Source organism: Gordonia abscondita (assembly GCF_032711245.1).
Lineage (GTDB): Bacteria > Actinomycetota > Actinomycetes > Mycobacteriales > Mycobacteriaceae > Gordonia.
The window spans coordinates 1,485,175-1,501,683 of sequence record NZ_CP128986.1; the positions used below are offsets into that span (position 1 = coordinate 1,485,175).

A 16,509-nucleotide genomic window follows, 5' to 3' on the forward strand; every position below is an offset into this window, starting at 1 on the left:
CGGGTGCAGCGTCACTGTATCTGCGTTCTGCGGTGTCAAGCGGTATGCGAAGTCGGTCGGGTGAACGAGATCGGGCCTCGAGCGCGGAGCCTGAATCCTCCGACGTCCTCGTCCATCGCCCAAGGTTAGCGTGAACTCACCCTGTCGGCATCGGGGCGAATACCCATGGATTGTCTCGTGCGGTGCGCTCGAGCAGGTCCGCGTCGTTCGAACGGTGCACAGACTCGCCGCGTTGCGGTGTGAATGTCGGTGATCGGTAATACGCTCCTGAAACCACGGTGCCGTGAGGGGTCGGCGCCGACGAGAAGGAGACAGACCGATGCAGCCGTTCAATCAGGGGCCAGGGCCAGGGCCGGGGCCGAGATCGCAGCCGCCGATCGGACCGATGCCGGGCTACCCGCCGATGGGTCCGCCGCCGCGCACATCGTTCGACATCGGACGGATCGCGTCGGGCGCCACCCTCGTCGCAGGCGTCATCGTCCTGTTTTGTTCACTGCTCGACCTGTACTCGATCACTGTCGACCCGGGGAAGGTCGATGACTCGGTGAACGGGACGGTCGAAGTCGGTATGGGCTTCTATACGGTCGTGCCGTTCAACGCGCCCGTCGTCGCGCTCGCCATCCCGATTCTGATGCTGGTCGCGGCGGTCACCGCGATCCCCGGCCTCCTCGGCCGCCGCCAAGGGGCGCTCGTGTCCGCGGTCAGCGCGATCACAGCCACCCTCCTCGGTCTCGTGATGATGATGTCCAACCCGCTGCCCGGTGTCTCCCTCAGCGGCGACTTGGAGAAGGACGCGTCGGAGGAGTTGTCCGATATCGGCGTCAAGTCGGTCGACCAACTCGTCGACCGCGTCGTCGACATCGGCCCCGGCGCAGGTCTGATCATCGCCGTCGTCTTCGGTGTCCTCGCATCGGCTGCGGCGGGCATCGCGTACTGGCGCAATGGCGGCGACGAGCCTCAGAAGTCTCGCGGACCGGAGTTCGCCGCTCCGACGGGTCCGCCGACCGGAGCCCTCATGCCCCAACCCTCACAAGCGCAGCCGCCGGTGCCGGGCTGGACTCCGGCGACTCCTTGGACGCCGGCGCCGCCCGACCGGGCGTCCTTCCAGCAGTCGCCGTCGGCACCGTTCGACTCGACGCAAACAGTGCAGAAGCCGCAGCCGCCGGCCGGTCCTTCTGGAACGCCGTGAACATCTCACGGATCGTCGCGGGCGTCACCGCACTGCTGGGGCTCCTCGGCCTCGGCCTGACGATGCTGCCGCTGATCTCGATCAGCGTCAGCGGACGACTCCTGAACCTGCTCGGCGACCAAGACTTCGTGATGTATTTGCTGTTCGGCGAGAACACGTCGCTGACCGAGTACTGGGACCGCACCTGCGACCTGTACAAGGCGAACTGCACGGGCTCGGGGGCCGCCCAGATGGACGTGACCGGCTACGACGTCATCGCATCCGGCTACGCTGCGGGCGCACTCATCCCGATCGTCCTGGCGTTCGGCGTTGCTGTCGGCGCCCTGTATGCGTGGCGGGGTCGCGACTGGCGAATCTTCACGTTCCTGAGCCTGGCGACCGCATCGGCGCTATTCGTACTGCTATTCACCTGGCTGCATCCGTCGGTCGCCATCTCGGGAACCGGCGAACTCGGACAGTTCGATTCGGGGGCTACAACCGAAGCCACCGGATCGGAGGCCACCCTGTCCATCGGTGCGGGCCTCTACTTACCGGCAGTAGTCCTGACCGTCATGTTCGCGCTCACCACGTGGCAGGCCGTCGCCGCGTCGAACGTCGTGCGCCGAATCCGGCCGCGGGTGGTCCACCTGCCGATGGCGCCGACCGCCGGGTGAGCAAGGACCGACGTGCGAGACGCGTAATGCAAGACGTCGACGATACGGTTCGCCTAGTGAACCGTATCGTCGACGTGTCTTAACGGGTCCCGACCAGCGGGACGCGGCGACCTACTCGGCGCCGATGATGAACGCTTCGAGCTGGGTGCGCGCGACGTCGTCGGCGATTTGCTCCGGCGGGCTCTTCATCAGGTAAGCCGAGGCGGGCAGGATCGGGCCGCCGAGGCCACGGTCCTTGGCGATCTTCGCGGCGCGGACCGCGTCGATGATGATGCCTGCCGAGTTCGGGGAGTCCCAGACCTCGAGCTTGTACTCCAGGTTCAGCGGCACATCACCGAAAGCGCGGCCTTCGAGACGGACATACGCCCACTTGCGGTCGTCCAGCCATGCGACGTAGTCCGACGGGCCGATGTGCACGTTCTTGTCGTACACCTTGTTCGCGAGCGAACCGTGCAGATTGCTGGTGACGGCCTGGGTCTTGGAGACCTTCTTCGACTCCAGACGCTCACGCTCGAGCATGTTCTTGAAGTCCATGTTGCCGCCGACGTTCAGCTGGTAGGTGCGGTCGAGGGCGACGCCGCGGTCCTCGAACAGCTTCGCCATCACACGGTGGGTGATGGTGGCGCCGACCTGGCTCTTGATGTCGTCGCCGACGATCGGGACGCCCGCGTCGGCGAACTTCTTGGCCCACTCCGGGTCGGACGCGATGAAGACAGGGAGGGCGTTGACGAACGCGACGCCCGCATCGATCGCGCACTGTGCGTAGAACTTGTCAGCCTGCTCCGAGCCGACCGGCAGGTAGCTGACCAGGACGTCGGCCTGCGAGTCCTTCAGTGCCTTCACGATGTCGACGCCGTCGCCGTCGGCTTCGGTGATGGTCTCCCGGTAGTACTTGCCGAGGCCGTCGAGGGTGTGGCCGCGCTGGACCGGGACGTTCAGCGGGGGAACGTCAGCGATCTTGATCGTGTTGTTCTCGCTGTTGCCGATGGCTTCGGCGAGGTCGAAGCCGACCTTCTTGGCGTCAACGTCGAACGCGGCGACGAACTCCACGTCGCGGACGTGGTACTGACCGAATTTGACGTGCATGAGGCCCGGAACCGTCGAGTTCTCGTCGGCGTCCTTGTAGTAGTGCACGCCCTGGACCAAGGATGAGGCGCAGTTACCCACGCCAACGATGGCCACGCGCACGCTGTTGGTTTCACCCATGGTCGGGCTCTCCTTCTTCGTGTGACGATACGGCGGATTGCGGTACCGCCGATTCATTTCCTACTTCGATGCCGCCGCCGGAATCCGGCGCATCGGCATTCAAATCTTTCGAGCTGGTCGACGCTTCGTCGGCGATCAGCTTGTTGAGCCACTGGACTTCACGTTCGGAGGTCTCCAGGCTCAGTTCGTGCATCTGCCGCGTGTAGTGGTCGTTGCCGCGCGACGACCGCCCGAGCATGTCGCGGAGCCCTTCCCTGCGCTCTTCCACCTGACGACGCCTGCCCTCCAGGATCCGCAGCCGCGCGACGGCGGGAGTGCGGCTGAAGAACGCCAGATGCACCCCGAATCCGTCGTCCGTGTAGTTCTGCGGTCCGGTGTCCGCGACGAGCTCGCTGAAGCGGGCCTCGCCCTGCGGGGTCAGGCGGTAGACGCGGCGGCCGCGGCGGACCTTGGCTCCGGTCAGCGTCTCTGCCTCGTCTTCGGTGATCAGCCCGTCGGCGCGCATCCGACGCAGAGTCGGATACAGCGAGCCGTAACTGAACGCGCGGAACGCGCCCAACAGGCCGGTCAAGCGCTTGCGCAACTCGTAACCGTGCATCGGCGCTTCGAGGAGAAGGCCCAAGACGGCGAGTTCGAGCACGGCAGACCCCTTTCGACGCGTTGTGACGGCTAGATGCAGCATTCAATGTATCGCATCGATATAATTGATATCGAACTGAACAGTAGCGTCGGGGCATTGATCTCCATCACACACAGCGGCTTTCAACACGCGTCTACCCTGGACACCGTGCAGCGACAACTCATCGACTACGCCCTTGCGCGGAGGAGCACCCTGGCTCGTCTCCGCGCTGGCCAGATGGCGCTGTCGGAAGTCTGCGACGGCGATCCGTACTTGCTGCGAGCCGCTAAGTTCCATGGTCAGATCACGCAGCGGACCTGCCCTGTCTGCCGGAAAGAGCAGGTGACATTGGTGTCGTGGGTGTTCGGCGGGGCAGGTGGAGCACCGTCGGGCACGGCCCGCACCGACTCCGAGATCGCCGCACTCGCGACGTCGTCGTCGGAGTTCACGGTGCACGTCGTCGAAGTGTGCCGGACGTGTCGATGGAACTATCTCGTCCAGTCGTACGTTGCTGGTGTGGCCCGACCTGCAACGAAGGCAAGGTCTGCACCAAAGCCCGGGCTTGCAACAAAGCGACGTCGGGTAGCGAAATAGACGTAGAGAATGATTCTGTGTGACCGGATCGGCGGCCGTGAAGAGTTGGCAGCCGCGCTGCCGTACGTCAGAGTTGTCAACGACAGTCTGCACAGGCTGAGGAGTACATAGAAGTGGGTGAGCGATGACCAGCGAGGCTGGTGACAAGTCCGACGGACGCCGGACCACCGCAAAGGCGGTCGCGTGGGTTCTCGGCCTGGCGGCCGGTGTGGTGCCCGTCGTGGCCATCATCGGAGTGATCGTGTTCGTGTTCACCTACGTGACGGTCGACGTACCTGCGCCCGGCGACATTAAACAGAACCAGGTCGCGACCATCACCTACGCCAACGGCGGGAAGATCGCGCAGATCGTGCCGGACGAAGGCAACCGCACCGACGTTACGTACGAGGAGATCCCGGCGTCGATGGTCGCCGCCGTGAAGGCGGCCGAAGACCGCGATTTCGATGACAATGTCGGCTTCTCGTTGTCCGGCTTCTCTCGGGCGGCGCTCGGCAAGCTCAAGGGTGGCGATGCGGGTGGCGGCTCGACGATCACTCAGCAATACGTGAAGAACGCGATCGTCGGCGACGAAGTCAGCTACAAGCGCAAATTCAAAGAACTCGCGATCGCAACCAAGATGTCGCGCCAATGGTCCAAAGAGGACATCATGGCGGCCTACTTGAACACCATCTACTTTGGTCGCGGCGCATACGGCGTCGCTGCGGCGTCGAAGGCGTACTTCGGTCACGACCTCAAGAAGTTGACCGCCAGTGAGGCGGCGCTCCTCGCCGCGGTGATCCGCGGTCCGTCGATCTATGATCCGGCCGTCGACCCGGAGGTGGCGACGAACCGGTGGAACTACGTCCTCGACGGCATGGAGTCCATCGGGTACCTGCCCAAGGTCGACCGTGACCGTCAGAAGTTCCCGAAGGTCGTCGAGTCCAAGCAAGACGCGACGACGGACACCTCGGGCCCGAACGGGCACATCAAGCAGCAGGTGCTCGCCGAACTCGACGAACTCGGCATCAGTGAGCAAGACGTTCGAACCGGCGGCCTGAAGATCACCACGTCGATCAGGCCGAAGGTGCAGAACGCGCTCGTCAGTCAGGCCCGCGCCAAACTGTCCGGTGAACCGAAGGACCTGCGCACCGCGTCGGTCTCCATCGACCCGGCCACGGGCGGTGTCGTCGGTTACTTCGGCGGCATGGACGGCAACGGCTGGGACTACGGGTCCGCAGGCCTGCAGACCGGATCGGTCTTCAAGGTGTTCGCGTTGGTCGCGGGCCTCGAACAGGATATTCCGCTGTCGCAGCAGTACTCGTCGGCTCCGTACGAGGGACCGGGCGGCCTCACGATCAACAACTCGGACGGTGAGAGCTGCGGCACCTGCAACCTCGCGACCGCGTTGAAGATGTCGCTCAACACTGTCTACTACCGGCTGATGATGGACCTGAACGGCGGAGCACAGGCCGTGGCCGACGCTGCCCACAAGCTCGGCATCGCCGAGAGCTTCGGCACCATCGAGCACACGCTCGCGGAAAAGAACGGTCACCCCGAGGGCGGTGTGGTGCTCGGTCAATACCCGAGCCGTGTCCTCGACATGGCGTCGGCGTACGCGACGCTCGCCGCGTCGGGCATCTATCGCAAGCCGCACTTCGTGCAGAAGGTTGAGACGTCGACGGGCGAGGTGCTGTTCGAACGTGAGAAGGACAAGGGCAAGCGGGTCATCTCGAAGGCCGTCGCCGATAACGTGACCGCCGCGATGGAGCCGATCGCGGGCTACTCGAACGGCAACTCGCTCTCGGATCCGACGCTGGGTGCACGCCCGTCCGCGTCCAAGACCGGTACCGCCCAGCTCGGCGACACCGGCGAGAACAAGGACGCGTGGATGGTCGGTTACACGCCGCAGTTGTCGACGGCCGTCTGGGTGGGCACCAACAAGGGCACCGCCCTGCGGAACTACTCCGGTGGGACGATCTACGGCAGCGGGCTGCCCGCGCAGATCTGGAAAGCACAGATGGACGCTGCACTCGCAGGCGACCCGATCGAGCAGTTCCCGGATCCGGAATCCGTCGGCGGACAAGCAGGCGTGCCATATGTGCCGCCGACCAACACGTACACCCCGACCGAGACCGAAGGCCCCACACGCACCAGGGACCGGCCGCGTATCCCCGGACAGGGCGAGGACGGTGACATCACGATCGCCCCGGGTGTGACCATCCCTTTCGGTAACGGCGGAGGCAACGGCGGCGGAGGTGACGGCGCCGGGAACAACGATTCCGGCGGCGGGGCCACCAGAGAACCCGATACCGGCGGGCAGGGCGGGGACGATGACTCCTCCGACGGCGGCGCGACGACATCGCCGTAATGGAGTCGACAACAGTGGACTCGACGCCGCTTAACTCGATGCCACTTAACTCCACGACAGTGGAGTCGTCATAGTGGATTCGATGTCGTCACCGAGTGAGCCCGAGTCGGCAGTGTCGGCCGGGCTCGACTCGCCTGCCGACCTCGACTCGCCTGCACTGCTGAGTGATGACCGCCGGTTGGCCACCGATCGGGTGCTGCCTTCGTGGACCGAACCGGCGATCACGCAGTTGAGTACGTCGATCGGCGGACCCGTCGGAGTGCACGCGGCCGTCGGGCGCAGCCGCCACTGGACGCCGCTGCGCGTCGTGTTCTTGATCGCGCTGGCAGTCCTCGCCCTCGGCTGGTTCGGCAAAGCTGGCTGCATTCAACAGACGACCGTCGACGGCAATCCCGGCCAGAGTCGGCTCGACTGGGATGACCAGCGCCAGTTCTATGGGCTCTGCTACTCGAATATCGTCGCGGGCTACTCGGAGAACCGGTTGACCCCGCACGATCTGGCCGACGGCGCAGCGCCCTACCGGACGTTCTGGAACGCCGACGGCGGGAAGAAGTACCTCGAAGAGCCCGTCGTAACCGGTGCGTTCATGTACGTCGTCGCACAAGCCTCGCGGGGCTGGGGCGGCTTGACCGAGGCGATCGGACTGCCCAGAGCGCTTGACGTCGTCAACTACTTCAACATCATGGCCGTGCTGCTCGCCCTCGGCTGGCTGATCGCGATCTGGGCGACCATGCGGACACGCAGACGCGACCCGTGGGTCGTCGCCCTCATCGCGTTGTCCCCGCTCGCGCTGGTCCACGTGTTCACCGCGTTCGAAGTGCTACCCGTCATGTTCACCGCGCTCGCCATGTACGCGTGGTCGCGCGATCGGTTGAAACTCACCGGACTGTTTATCGGGCTTGGCGCGGCGACCGCGTTCTATCCCGTCCTGCTCCTCGTCGCGATCGGCTTGTTGTGCGTGCGGGAGAGACGGTTGCGCGACTCGCTGGTGGTTGCCGCGGCAGCCGCAGTCGCCTGGGCGGTCGTCAACGTCCCGGTGGCCGTGCTCTACCCGTCCGGGTGGAGCGCGTGGTTCACTGCCTGGCGAGACGCCGCTGCCGGGCCCGACAGCGTATATCGGTTGATCACCCAGATGACCGGGTGGGAGCCGTCGGCCGTCCTCGTTACCGCGCTGGTCTTCGCGTTCTTGATCGCCGTCGTCGCGGGCGTCACCTACCTCGCTATGCGGTCGCCGCGGGAACCGCGACTGGCCGCGCTGATGTTCCTGCTCGTCGCAGGCTCCCTGTTGATCGGTAAGGACTGGCGGCCCGAGACTTCGCTGTGGCTCGTCCCGCTCGCCGTTCTCGCCGTACCGCACCGCCGGGTCCTCTTGGCGTGGATGACATTCGACGCGCTGTTGTGGATTCCGCGAATGGCGTTGTTCCTCGAGCCCGACCGCAAGTGGCTGCCCGTCGAATTCTTCTACATCGTGTCTGCCGCGCGGTGGCTGATGGTCGCGGGATTGTGCGCGTACATCGTGTGGGAGATGGCCAGGCCCGTGCTCGTCAGACCGGCTCCCGCGCAGCGTCTGCTGCGCTCTCCGGTCGGGTAGCGCGCGCGACGAGGCTTTCTCGGAGGCTCGGCCATGCGTCGTCGGTCATCGCGAATTGTGCTGTCGTGCGCCAACTGGTGGTGGAGGACGCCTCGTCGCTTCGGGTAAACCTGCGGTGCTTCCGCAATAGCCCCTCGAACTCGGCGCCCAGCTTGCCGATCGCCGCCCGCGACCGATCGTTGGACTCGTGGGTGTGCCAGACGACGCGGACCGCCCCGCACGCGGTGAACGCGTGGTCGAGCAGAAGGAGTTTGGCCGTCGGATTGACCGCAGTGCCCATCGCGTCGGCACTGTAGAACGTGTAGCCGATCGAGAGACTCCGGTTCGCGGCGTCGACGTCGTAGAAGCTGGTCGTGCCGATCAGCCGGCCGTCGTGCAGGACGGCGAACGCGACCCGAGTCGTCGAGGTCGTCGCAGCGGAGATCCATGCCGCGGCCGCGTCCGTGGTCCGCGGGATCGGCCCGGTCCACCGGTAGAGGGGAAGGTCGGCGTCGTCGACGAGGTCGGCGAGCGCGGGCGCGTCGGATGCCACGAGCGGTCGCAGTGTGACAAGCCCACGGTTCAGTGTGGGCTCGCCTATCCACACCCGCGCGTCGGCGGAGTCTGCGGTAGCCAATCTGGTCAACGGGCCGGGCCGCGGAGTGACCCCCGACAGGTAGGAGGCGAGCGGTTCTCGGACCGGCGAGCTCACGAATGAGACGATCAACACCGCCAACAGGACCGCCTGCACCCAGGTGCTCGCCGCGACGACCCCGGTCGCCCACTGCCAATTCCGGCCGTCGACACGCGACGACATCCCGAGCATCCGGAACACTGACAGGTCCAGGGCGACGTCGGCGACCAGATACGCGATGATCAGCGGCGCGCGAACGCGCAGCAGGACGAAGAACGGCAGGATCCACAGTGTGTACTGCGGCGAATGGACTTTGTGGAACAGCATGAACACGGCGAGCATCGACGCGGCGACGGCCAGCCACGGGTAGACGCCGTCGCGGCGGAGGATCCGCCACCCCACCACGGCCACGACGCCGATGCCGACGATGATCGCGAGGGGCGACACGATGTCGACGATCGTGCGGTACATGGCGGTCTCGCCGCCGGTCAGATACCGCAGCCCCCAATACCAGATGCTGTTCGTCGTCACGTCGGCGCGACGCTGCTTCTGGAAGTCGAGGGCCGCTTTCCACCCGTCGAATCCAGCGATCGCGAACGGCAACTGGGTGACGGCGACAGTGGCGGCCGCGGTCATCACCACCCAACCGGCACCCGCCCAGTCGCGGACGCGTCGTCCCGCTGCGGTGACCCCGCCCGACGTCAGCACCCAGAGCGCGATCGGCAGGACGAAGAGTCCCGGGTAGATCTTCAACGAGAAGCCGATGCCGAGCATCACCGTCGCCGCGATCGCCGTGTGCCGCACCGGAAGGCGGCGCAGGCCGGTCTTGGGGTTGGCGCTCGCGCCGTACGCCATGATCGCGATAGCCGCGACTGATGTGAAGACGACCGGCAGTTCCCAGTTGTGGAACGAGTACAGCACCAGCGGCGGGGTGGCGGCCCACAACAGCACCCACCAGCGGGTCATCAGAGCGAGCAGGATTGTCGTCGCGAAGGCGAACGGCGCCAGGATCAGTGCGCTGTGGATGAAGAACTCCACATCCGTGTCGCTCCCTAAAGCGCCGAACCAGATGAGCAGTCCGGACAGGACCGGATACTCGACCACTCCGCCGAACAACTGACCGTGCGCGTCGATCCCACCGTGCACATACGGCATCAGATGGTCGCCGAGACTGCGCGTGGTCCAGAGCTGCATCAGATCCGAATAACAAGGGACGAGGTCGCCCTTGGGCGCCCTCGGGAAGGTCTGGCTGCGTCCCGCATCGTTAAACGGCGGGCCGCCGCAGACGCGCTTGGCACGGTAACCCCAGAACACTGTCACCGCGGTGGCCAGCAGGGACACGGCGAGGATCAGGGTCCGTTCACCGGAACCTCGTACGCCGACACCTGCGCTGCGACGGCGAAATCGGCTCGGCCGCACCGACGGCAAGTCTAGTGGCATGGGGGACAGCGTAGTGGCCGAGACACGATTTCGCTGGTCACGGACCGCTCGTGTAGCCTGAACAGGTTGCCGACGCAGGCGACCCTCCTGCCGCGGACAGTCCGCGGCCGACCTAGCCCATGGGAGGTGATGTGGTTTCATGCGTCACTACGAACTGATGGTAATCCTCGATCCGAGTCTGGACGAGCGCACCGTCGCCCCTTCACTGGATACTTTCCTCAATGTCGTCCGTAAGGACGGCGGCAGCGTGGATAACGTCGATATCTGGGGCAAGCGCCGTCTTGCCTACGAGATCGCCAAGAACAACGAAGGCATCTACGCCGTCATCGATCTCAACGCGACCCCGGACACGGTCAAAGAGCTCGACCGTCAGCTGAAGCTGAACGAGTCGGTTCTGCGGACCAAGGTCCTGCGCAAGTAAGCGCGGGGCGCGTCCACACTGTACGAGCTTGTGGAAATCTGCCCTGACATTGTCGGCGGTCACCTTTAGGGTGGTGCGTAACCATCCTTGAAAAGGTTCGCCGCGGGGCGTTCCACATCGACTTAGGGGAGTCTCATGACTGACACGGTCATCACGGTTGTCGGAAACCTGACCGCCGATCCGGAACTGCGTTTCACGCCGTCCGGGGCGCCGGTCGCCAACTTCACCGTGGCATCCACTCCGCGCACTTTCGATCGTCAGACGAACGAGTGGAAGGACGGCGAAGCGCTGTTCCTCCGCTGCAGCATCTGGCGTGACGCTGCGGAGAACGTGACTGAATCGCTCAGGAAGGGCACCCGCGTCATCGTGCAGGGCAAGCTCAAGCAGCGGTCGTACGAAACCCGTGAAGGGGAGCGTCGCACCGTTGTTGAGCTGGAAGTGGACGAGATCGGTCCCTCGGTCCGCTACGCCACCGCGCAGGTCACCAAGACCCAGCGTGGCGGCGGTTTCAGCGGCGGAGGGAACTCGGGCGGAGGCTACGGGGGCGGAAACAACTCCGGAGGCGGAAGCAACTCCGGAGGCGGCCGCCCTCCCGCATCGAGCCAGCCGGCGGACGACCCGTGGGGCAGCGCACCTGCTGCCGGCGGCGGATTCGCCGGTGGGGACGACGAACCACCTTTCTGATCCCGGGCCCGCCAGCCCGGAGGCACTCGACTGGAGCATCACATGGCAAAGCAAAAGGGCCGCAAGGTCCGCGTAGAGAAGGTAACCAAGGCCAAGGCCTGCACCTTCTGCAAAGACAAGAAGACCACCGATATCGATTACAAGGACACGGCGCTCCTGCGTCGCTTCCTGTCGGACCGCGGCAAGATCCGTTCGCGTCGCGTCACCGGCAACTGCGTTCAGCACCAGCGCGACGTCGCGGTGGCCGTCAAGAACTCGCGTGAAGTGGCGCTCCTGCCCTTCACCTCGACCGGGCGCTGAGCGGGAAGGACAACTGATATGAAGCTGATCCTGACTGCCGCCGTCGAGAATCTCGGCGAAGCCGGCGACCTCGTCGAAGTTCGTGACGGTTACGGCCGCAACTACCTGCTGCCGCGCAACCTCGCCATCGTCGCCACCCGTGGCGCCGAGAAGCAGGTCGAAGGTATCCGCCGTGCCCAGGACGCTCGCGCTGTGCGCGACCTGGACCACGCCAACGAGATCAAGCAGGTCCTTGAGGGCCTCGACGCGGTCTCGCTGACTGTCAAGACTCACGACTCGGGCAAGCTGTTCGGCTCGGTCTCGGCAGGCGATGTCGCCGGAGCCATCCGCACCGCGGGCGGCCCCGCCGTCGACAAGCGCAACGTGTCGCTGCCGAAGGGCCACATCAAGGCCGTCGGCTCGTACCCGGTCGTCGTTACGCTGCACCCGAAGGTCGAAGCGAAGCTCAACCTGACGGTCGTCGCCTGACGCACCGATCGCCTCGAAAGGCCGGTTCCCTTGCGGGAACCGGCCTTTCGTCGCACGGCTAGCGGTCTGCCGGTGAACCATGCGTTGGATGTGGCGTCGGCCCACCGAACGCGGACGGCTGCCCGCGATGTGGAGTTCCACATGTCCGGCGCGCTTGTCGCTGATGCGTGAGTCGCCCTGGGTGACCGATCCGACAGGTCGATCGTTCGGACGAATCGGGCGGTTACACCTCTCGGTGCGGCGCAGGGTCTCAACCTGGTGTGGAGTTCTTTCCGGGCGTGGCGCAACGCAACACGCCGACGATTGTGGAAGTCACTGCTGGGGAATTGTGGAAAGCGGGCTGACCTGCGTGTGAGGGGAGATCTGGCGGTGAATTCCCCAGACTATCCACAGTTGTGTTCACACGTCGTCCAGAGGTTTTCGACGTTGTCCACACTTCATCAACAGTGTTGTCCACAGGGGTGGTTTGTGGCTCCGGTTGCGTGGCCCTAACCTCTGGGAAGGTTTCAGTTCGCCTATGGGCGGCTGAACGGATGGGAACAACGGTCTGACGGACCGACGACGATCGACTGCACGGGGGAGGCGCGGGTGACGGCACCGCAGGACCAGGGTCCAGAGCCGGAAGAGCACGGCTCCCCGCCGCGGGAGGACTACGGTCGTCAGCCTCCGCAGGATCTGCAGGCGGAGCAGTCGGTGCTCGGCGGCATGTTGTTGTCGAAGGACGCCGTCGCTGACGTCCTCGAGCGGGTCCGTCCCGGCGACTTCTACAAGCCTTCGCATCAGGCGGTCTACGACGCGATCTTGGAGCTGTACGGGCGCGGTGAGCCCGCGGATGCGGTGACCGTCACCGCCGAACTCGAGCGTCGGGGCGATCTCCGCAAGGTCGGCGGGGCCCCCTACATCCACACGCTGATCTCAACGGTGCCGACAGCGGCCAATGCTGGCTACTACGCGGAGATCGTCGGCGAGAAGGCGATCCTGCGGCGTCTGGTCGAGGCGGGCACCCGCATCGTGCAGTACGGGTATGCGGGCGACGGCGGCCAAGACGTTGCCGAGGTCGTCGACCGTGCACAGGCCGAGGTGTATGAGGTCACCGAACGTCGGACCGCCGAGGATTACGTCGTTCTGGAAGAGTTGTTGCAGCCGACGCTCGACGAACTCGACTCCATCGCGTCACGCGGCGGTCTGTCGTTGGGCGTGCCGACTGGTTTCGCCGACTTCGACAAGTTGACGAACGGGTTGCACCCGGGTCAGATGATCATCGTCGCCGCGCGCCCCGGCATGGGGAAGGCGTTGGCGCTCGACACTCCGCTGCCGACCCCGAATGGGTTCACGACGATGGGCAAGGTGGCTGTGGGTGACCGCCTGTTCGGTGCGGACGGCAAGCCGACGAGGGTGGTGGCCGCTACCGAGGTGATGACGCACCGGCCGTGCTTCGAGGTGGAATTCGACGACGGCTCGTCGTTGATCGCGGACCAGCAGCACCAGTGGCTCGCCGAGGTCGACGGTCGGCGTGAAGTGGTGACGACCGATGCGCTGCAGCGCTATGCGGGCCGGGCGACGGTGCAGAATTCGGCGCCGATTCAGTTGCCGCATCGGCCGCTCGCCTACGGCCCTTACACGGTCGGTGCGCTGGCTGGGATGGCATACGACGACCCGGAAATCTCGTTGCGGATCGAGACTGAGGGGCCGGTTGACGTGATGACGTTGATGGCCGATCTCGGCGGTCGCGTGCCGCGCGAGTATCTGCGCGGTTCCGTCAGCCAGCGTCGTGCGCTGCTGTCGGGAATCCTCGATTCGCGGGCTCGGGTCGACGACGACGGGTGGATCACCGTTCCGGCGGCCACGAGCCACATGTCGGGCATCGTCGGTGATCTTGCCGCAGGGTTGGGTTACACGTTCCGTCGTGCGAGCAGCGGTTGGATCCGGTTGGCCGCGTCCGACGATGTGTTTACCGTTCACGACAAGATGCAGCGGCATAAGGAGTTGCGGACGCAGGTTCGGTCGCGTCTGGTGACGTCGGTCCGGTCGGTGCCGAGCGTGCCCGTGCGGTGCGTTCAAGTTGACAATCCCGAGCACCTGTACCTCGCGGGTGAGGCGATGGTGCCGACGCACAACTCGACGCTCGCGATGGACTGGCTGCGGTCGGCGTCGATCCACAATGGTCTGGCGGCGGTCATGTTCTCGTTGGAGATGAGTAAGACTGAGATCGTCATGCGTCTGTTGTCGGCGGAGGCCCGCGTCAAGCTCGGTGACATGCGGTCGGGCAACATGTCCGACGACGACTGGAGCCGTCTCGCGCGTCGGATGGGCGAGATCACCGAGGCTCCGCTGTTCATCGACGACTCGCCGAACCTGACGATGATGGAGATCCGCGCGAAGGCGCGGCGGCTCAAGCAGCGCCACGATTTGCGTCTCGTCGTCATCGACTACATGCAGCTGATGACGTCGGGCAAGAAAGTCGAGTCGCGCCAGCAGGAGGTCTCGGAGTTCTCCCGATCGATCAAGCTGCTGGCGAAGGAGCTGGAAGTGCCCGTCGTAGCGATCAGTCAGTTGAACCGTGGCCCCGAGCAGCGCACCGACAAACGTCCACAGGTGTCGGACCTCCGTGAGTCGGGTTCGCTGGAGCAGGACGCCGACATGGTCATCCTGCTGCACCGCCCCGACGCGGTGGAGCGCGACGACCCGCGTGCCGGCGAGGCTGACATCATCGTCGGCAAGCACCGTAACGGTCCGACGGCGACGATCACCGTCGCGCACCAACTGCACCTGTCGAAGTTCGTGGATATGGCGCGGGGATAAGCGGCGGTGTAGGGCCCCAGATTTCGTGTCGGAATCCCAAGATACATATCGGAGAGTTGTCGGATCCGTCAACCGAGTGGGACACGCCGAGCTAGGTTCCTGCATCTAGCGTCCGAGGTGGCACGGTCAGGGCATATCGCCCGGGCGGTCCGCGGGGAGCTTCGGGATCAGCACTGCGATACCCCCGAGGGCTAGGGCCAGCGCCAGGTAGTACACAGAGTGCAGAGTTCCGGTGAGGTCAATCAGCAGACCACCCAGTGAGGCGCCCAGGAAGATGCCGAAGCAAATGATCGAGGTGTGGACGGTGTTGACCACGAATGAGACCCCGCCTTCCCTCATGACGCGAACTGCGAAAGCGGGATTGAGGCTCACTCCCGCAAGTCCGAGGGCAGCGATGCCGATCAGCACGGCGACCTTGCTTGTGTCCGCCACAAGAAAGAGGATTGCGGCCGCGGCGATCACGATTGCCCCGATGGCCGAGATCGTGAGTGCATACCGGTCCGATAGGCGACTGACGATGATCAGTCCGATCACGCATGCGATGCCGTAGGCTACGAGGATGATTGGCACGAAGCTCTGCGTGAATCCTGCGCGCTCGGTGAGGATGGGCGAGAAGTAGCTGAAGATCGAGAACACCGCACCAATCAGTAGCCCGCTGGTTGCGTAGGCGAGCCATAGTCCGCCGTTCTTCAGTTCGGATAGCTGAGCGAAGATCTTCGGCTGCGGGCCCTGGTCGAGAACTGGCACTAGAAGCATGCTCGCTACAAGTCCAATGGCGGCCAATACGACGACGAACGCGAAGGCCAACCGCCACCCGAAGGTTGCCCCTAGGAAGCTTGCAAGAGGAAGACCGATGACGGTGCCGATCGTGTTGCCGCCCATCACAATTCCCACTGCGCGACCACGCACCGACTCCGAAACAGATTGTGCTGCAATGGATAGGGTAACCCCGTAAGCGGTTCCCGCCGCAGCGCCGGTGAGGATTCGCCCGACCACAATCACGGCGTAGTTCGGAGCAGTAGCAGCGATGATTTCGCCGACGATGAAGACGACGGAGATGACGATCAAGGCTGACTTTGGGCGGATTCGCGCAAGTAGGGTCGATGCCGGTGGGGCGATCAGAACCATTGATAGCGCGTAGATCGCGATCAGGTATCCGACACTGGAAATGCTCGCGGGCAGGTCGGCTGCAAGGGGGTTCATCAGTCCCGACACCATAAATTCGCTCGTGGTGAACGCCAAGATGGTGAACGACAAGATGTACACAGGGAGTGGGACCCGTGTGCGGGGTGCGGCTGCCGTGCTGTCGGTGGGCACTGTGGTGGAACTCATGGCTGTTCCTCATCATTGTTGTCGACGGTCTGTGGTGGAGGCGCGACGCCGTATCGTGCGCCGATCTCGGCTGCCGCGGCGTTGTCTTCCGCAGTCGCGGACGGAACGGCTGTGCCTGGAGTCGTTGGTCTTCCGGCTTCGAGGAAGAACTGTTCTGTCCCTGCGCTGGTGAATACGAACAACACACGAACTGGTGTCTCTGCCGGAGTACCTCCCCTGATTATGGATAGATCAGTCTGTACAGATTGAA

At 64.8% G+C, this 16,509-nt stretch carries 14 protein-coding genes; 10 read left to right on the forward strand and 4 right to left on the reverse strand.

What is annotated here, in order from left to right:
• The first annotated feature begins 319 nt into the window (after positions 1-319).
• Positions 320-1,189, forward strand: coding sequence for a hypothetical protein (locus tag MP11Mi_RS06975; protein ID WP_420041565.1), 870 nt, complete (start codon positions 320-322; stop codon positions 1,187-1,189).
• Complete coding sequence (locus MP11Mi_RS06980) at positions 1,186-1,842, forward strand: hypothetical protein (protein ID WP_420041566.1); 657 nt, start codon at positions 1,186-1,188, stop codon at positions 1,840-1,842. Before MP11Mi_RS06975 ends, MP11Mi_RS06980 begins: the two co-directional genes overlap by 4 nt.
• A 111-nt stretch (positions 1,843-1,953) precedes the next feature.
• Here MP11Mi_RS06980 and MP11Mi_RS06985 read toward each other — a convergent pair whose 3' ends face one another.
• Complete coding sequence (locus MP11Mi_RS06985) at positions 1,954-3,048, reverse strand: inositol-3-phosphate synthase (RefSeq protein WP_420041567.1); 1,095 nt, start codon at positions 3,046-3,048, stop codon at positions 1,954-1,956.
• Positions 3,041-3,688, reverse strand: coding sequence for a PadR family transcriptional regulator (locus MP11Mi_RS06990; RefSeq protein WP_420041568.1), 648 nt, complete (start codon positions 3,686-3,688; stop codon positions 3,041-3,043). Before MP11Mi_RS06990 ends, MP11Mi_RS06985 begins: the two co-directional genes overlap by 8 nt.
• 147 nt (positions 3,689-3,835) lie before the next feature.
• Between MP11Mi_RS06990 and MP11Mi_RS06995 the strand changes: the two genes are divergently transcribed.
• The 3 genes from MP11Mi_RS06995 (at position 3,836) to MP11Mi_RS07005 (ending at position 8,199) form a co-directional block, all read left to right on the forward strand.
• A complete protein-coding gene (locus tag MP11Mi_RS06995) occupies positions 3,836-4,261 on the forward strand; it encodes a DUF5318 family protein (RefSeq protein ID WP_420041569.1) in 426 nt (141 codons plus the stop codon).
• A 124-nt stretch (positions 4,262-4,385) separates the two neighbouring features.
• Positions 4,386-6,608 (forward strand): transglycosylase domain-containing protein, encoded by a 2,223-nt coding sequence (locus tag MP11Mi_RS07000; RefSeq protein WP_420041570.1) that lies wholly within the window; start codon positions 4,386-4,388, stop codon positions 6,606-6,608.
• Between the two features lie 82 nt (positions 6,609-6,690).
• Positions 6,691-8,199: a glycosyltransferase family 87 protein gene (locus tag MP11Mi_RS07005; RefSeq protein ID WP_420041571.1), complete on the forward strand. Its 1,509-nt coding sequence runs from the start codon at positions 6,691-6,693 to the stop codon at positions 8,197-8,199.
• Here the strand turns inward: MP11Mi_RS07005 and MP11Mi_RS07010 are convergent.
• Positions 8,153-10,252, reverse strand: a complete 2,100-nt coding sequence (locus MP11Mi_RS07010; RefSeq protein WP_420041572.1) for a GNAT family N-acetyltransferase — start codon at positions 10,250-10,252, stop codon at positions 8,153-8,155. The two genes, MP11Mi_RS07005 and MP11Mi_RS07010, sit on opposite strands and share 47 nt — an antisense overlap.
• 139 nt (positions 10,253-10,391) lie before the next feature.
• Here MP11Mi_RS07010 and rpsF point away from each other — a divergent pair, with 139 nt between their 5' ends.
• From rpsF to dnaB, 5 genes are all read left to right on the forward strand, one after another.
• On the forward strand, positions 10,392-10,673 hold the full coding sequence (gene rpsF / locus MP11Mi_RS07015) for a 30S ribosomal protein S6 (protein ID WP_420041573.1): 282 nt from the start codon (positions 10,392-10,394) through the stop codon (positions 10,671-10,673).
• A 135-nt stretch (positions 10,674-10,808) separates the two neighbouring features.
• Positions 10,809-11,357, forward strand: coding sequence for a single-stranded DNA-binding protein (locus tag MP11Mi_RS07020; RefSeq protein WP_420041574.1), 549 nt, complete (start codon positions 10,809-10,811; stop codon positions 11,355-11,357).
• Positions 11,358-11,399: 42 nt separating this feature from the next.
• Positions 11,400-11,657, forward strand: coding sequence for a 30S ribosomal protein S18 (gene rpsR, locus MP11Mi_RS07025; RefSeq protein WP_420041575.1), 258 nt, complete (start codon positions 11,400-11,402; stop codon positions 11,655-11,657).
• Between the two features lie 18 nt (positions 11,658-11,675).
• Complete coding sequence (rplI, locus tag MP11Mi_RS07030) at positions 11,676-12,125, forward strand: 50S ribosomal protein L9 (RefSeq protein ID WP_420041576.1); 450 nt, start codon at positions 11,676-11,678, stop codon at positions 12,123-12,125.
• A gap of 705 nt (positions 12,126-12,830) precedes the next feature.
• Positions 12,831-14,927 (forward strand): replicative DNA helicase, encoded by a 2,097-nt coding sequence (gene dnaB / locus MP11Mi_RS07035; protein WP_420712870.1) that lies wholly within the window; start codon positions 12,831-12,833, stop codon positions 14,925-14,927.
• A 126-nt stretch (positions 14,928-15,053) separates the two neighbouring features.
• Here the strand turns inward: dnaB and MP11Mi_RS07040 are convergent, their stop codons facing one another.
• Positions 15,054-16,184 (reverse strand): MFS transporter, encoded by a 1,131-nt coding sequence (locus MP11Mi_RS07040; protein WP_420041578.1) that lies wholly within the window; start codon positions 16,182-16,184, stop codon positions 15,054-15,056.
• Positions 16,185-16,509: the final 325 nt, after the last annotated feature.

Excerpts from the sequence above, each read along its gene's own strand:
- MP11Mi_RS06975 (WP_420041565.1), top strand. The coding sequence starts at position 320 with ATGCAGCCGTTCAATCAGGGGCCAGGGCCAGGGCCGGGGCCGAGATCG.
- MP11Mi_RS06985 (WP_420041567.1), bottom strand. The coding sequence starts at position 3,048 with ATGGGTGAAACCAACAGCGTGCGCGTGGCCATCGTTGGCGTGGGTAAC.
- MP11Mi_RS07000 (WP_420041570.1), top strand. The coding sequence starts at position 4,386 with ATGACCAGCGAGGCTGGTGACAAGTCCGACGGACGCCGGACCACCGCA.
- MP11Mi_RS07005 (WP_420041571.1), top strand. The coding sequence starts at position 6,691 with ATGTCGTCACCGAGTGAGCCCGAGTCGGCAGTGTCGGCCGGGCTCGAC.
- MP11Mi_RS07010 (WP_420041572.1), bottom strand. The coding sequence starts at position 10,252 with ATGCCACTAGACTTGCCGTCGGTGCGGCCGAGCCGATTTCGCCGTCGC.
- rpsF (WP_420041573.1), top strand. The coding sequence starts at position 10,392 with ATGCGTCACTACGAACTGATGGTAATCCTCGATCCGAGTCTGGACGAG.
- MP11Mi_RS07020 (WP_420041574.1), top strand. The coding sequence starts at position 10,809 with ATGACTGACACGGTCATCACGGTTGTCGGAAACCTGACCGCCGATCCG.
- rpsR (WP_420041575.1), top strand. The coding sequence starts at position 11,400 with ATGGCAAAGCAAAAGGGCCGCAAGGTCCGCGTAGAGAAGGTAACCAAG.
- rplI (WP_420041576.1), top strand. The coding sequence starts at position 11,676 with ATGAAGCTGATCCTGACTGCCGCCGTCGAGAATCTCGGCGAAGCCGGC.
- dnaB (WP_420712870.1), top strand. The coding sequence starts at position 12,831 with ATGTTGTTGTCGAAGGACGCCGTCGCTGACGTCCTCGAGCGGGTCCGT.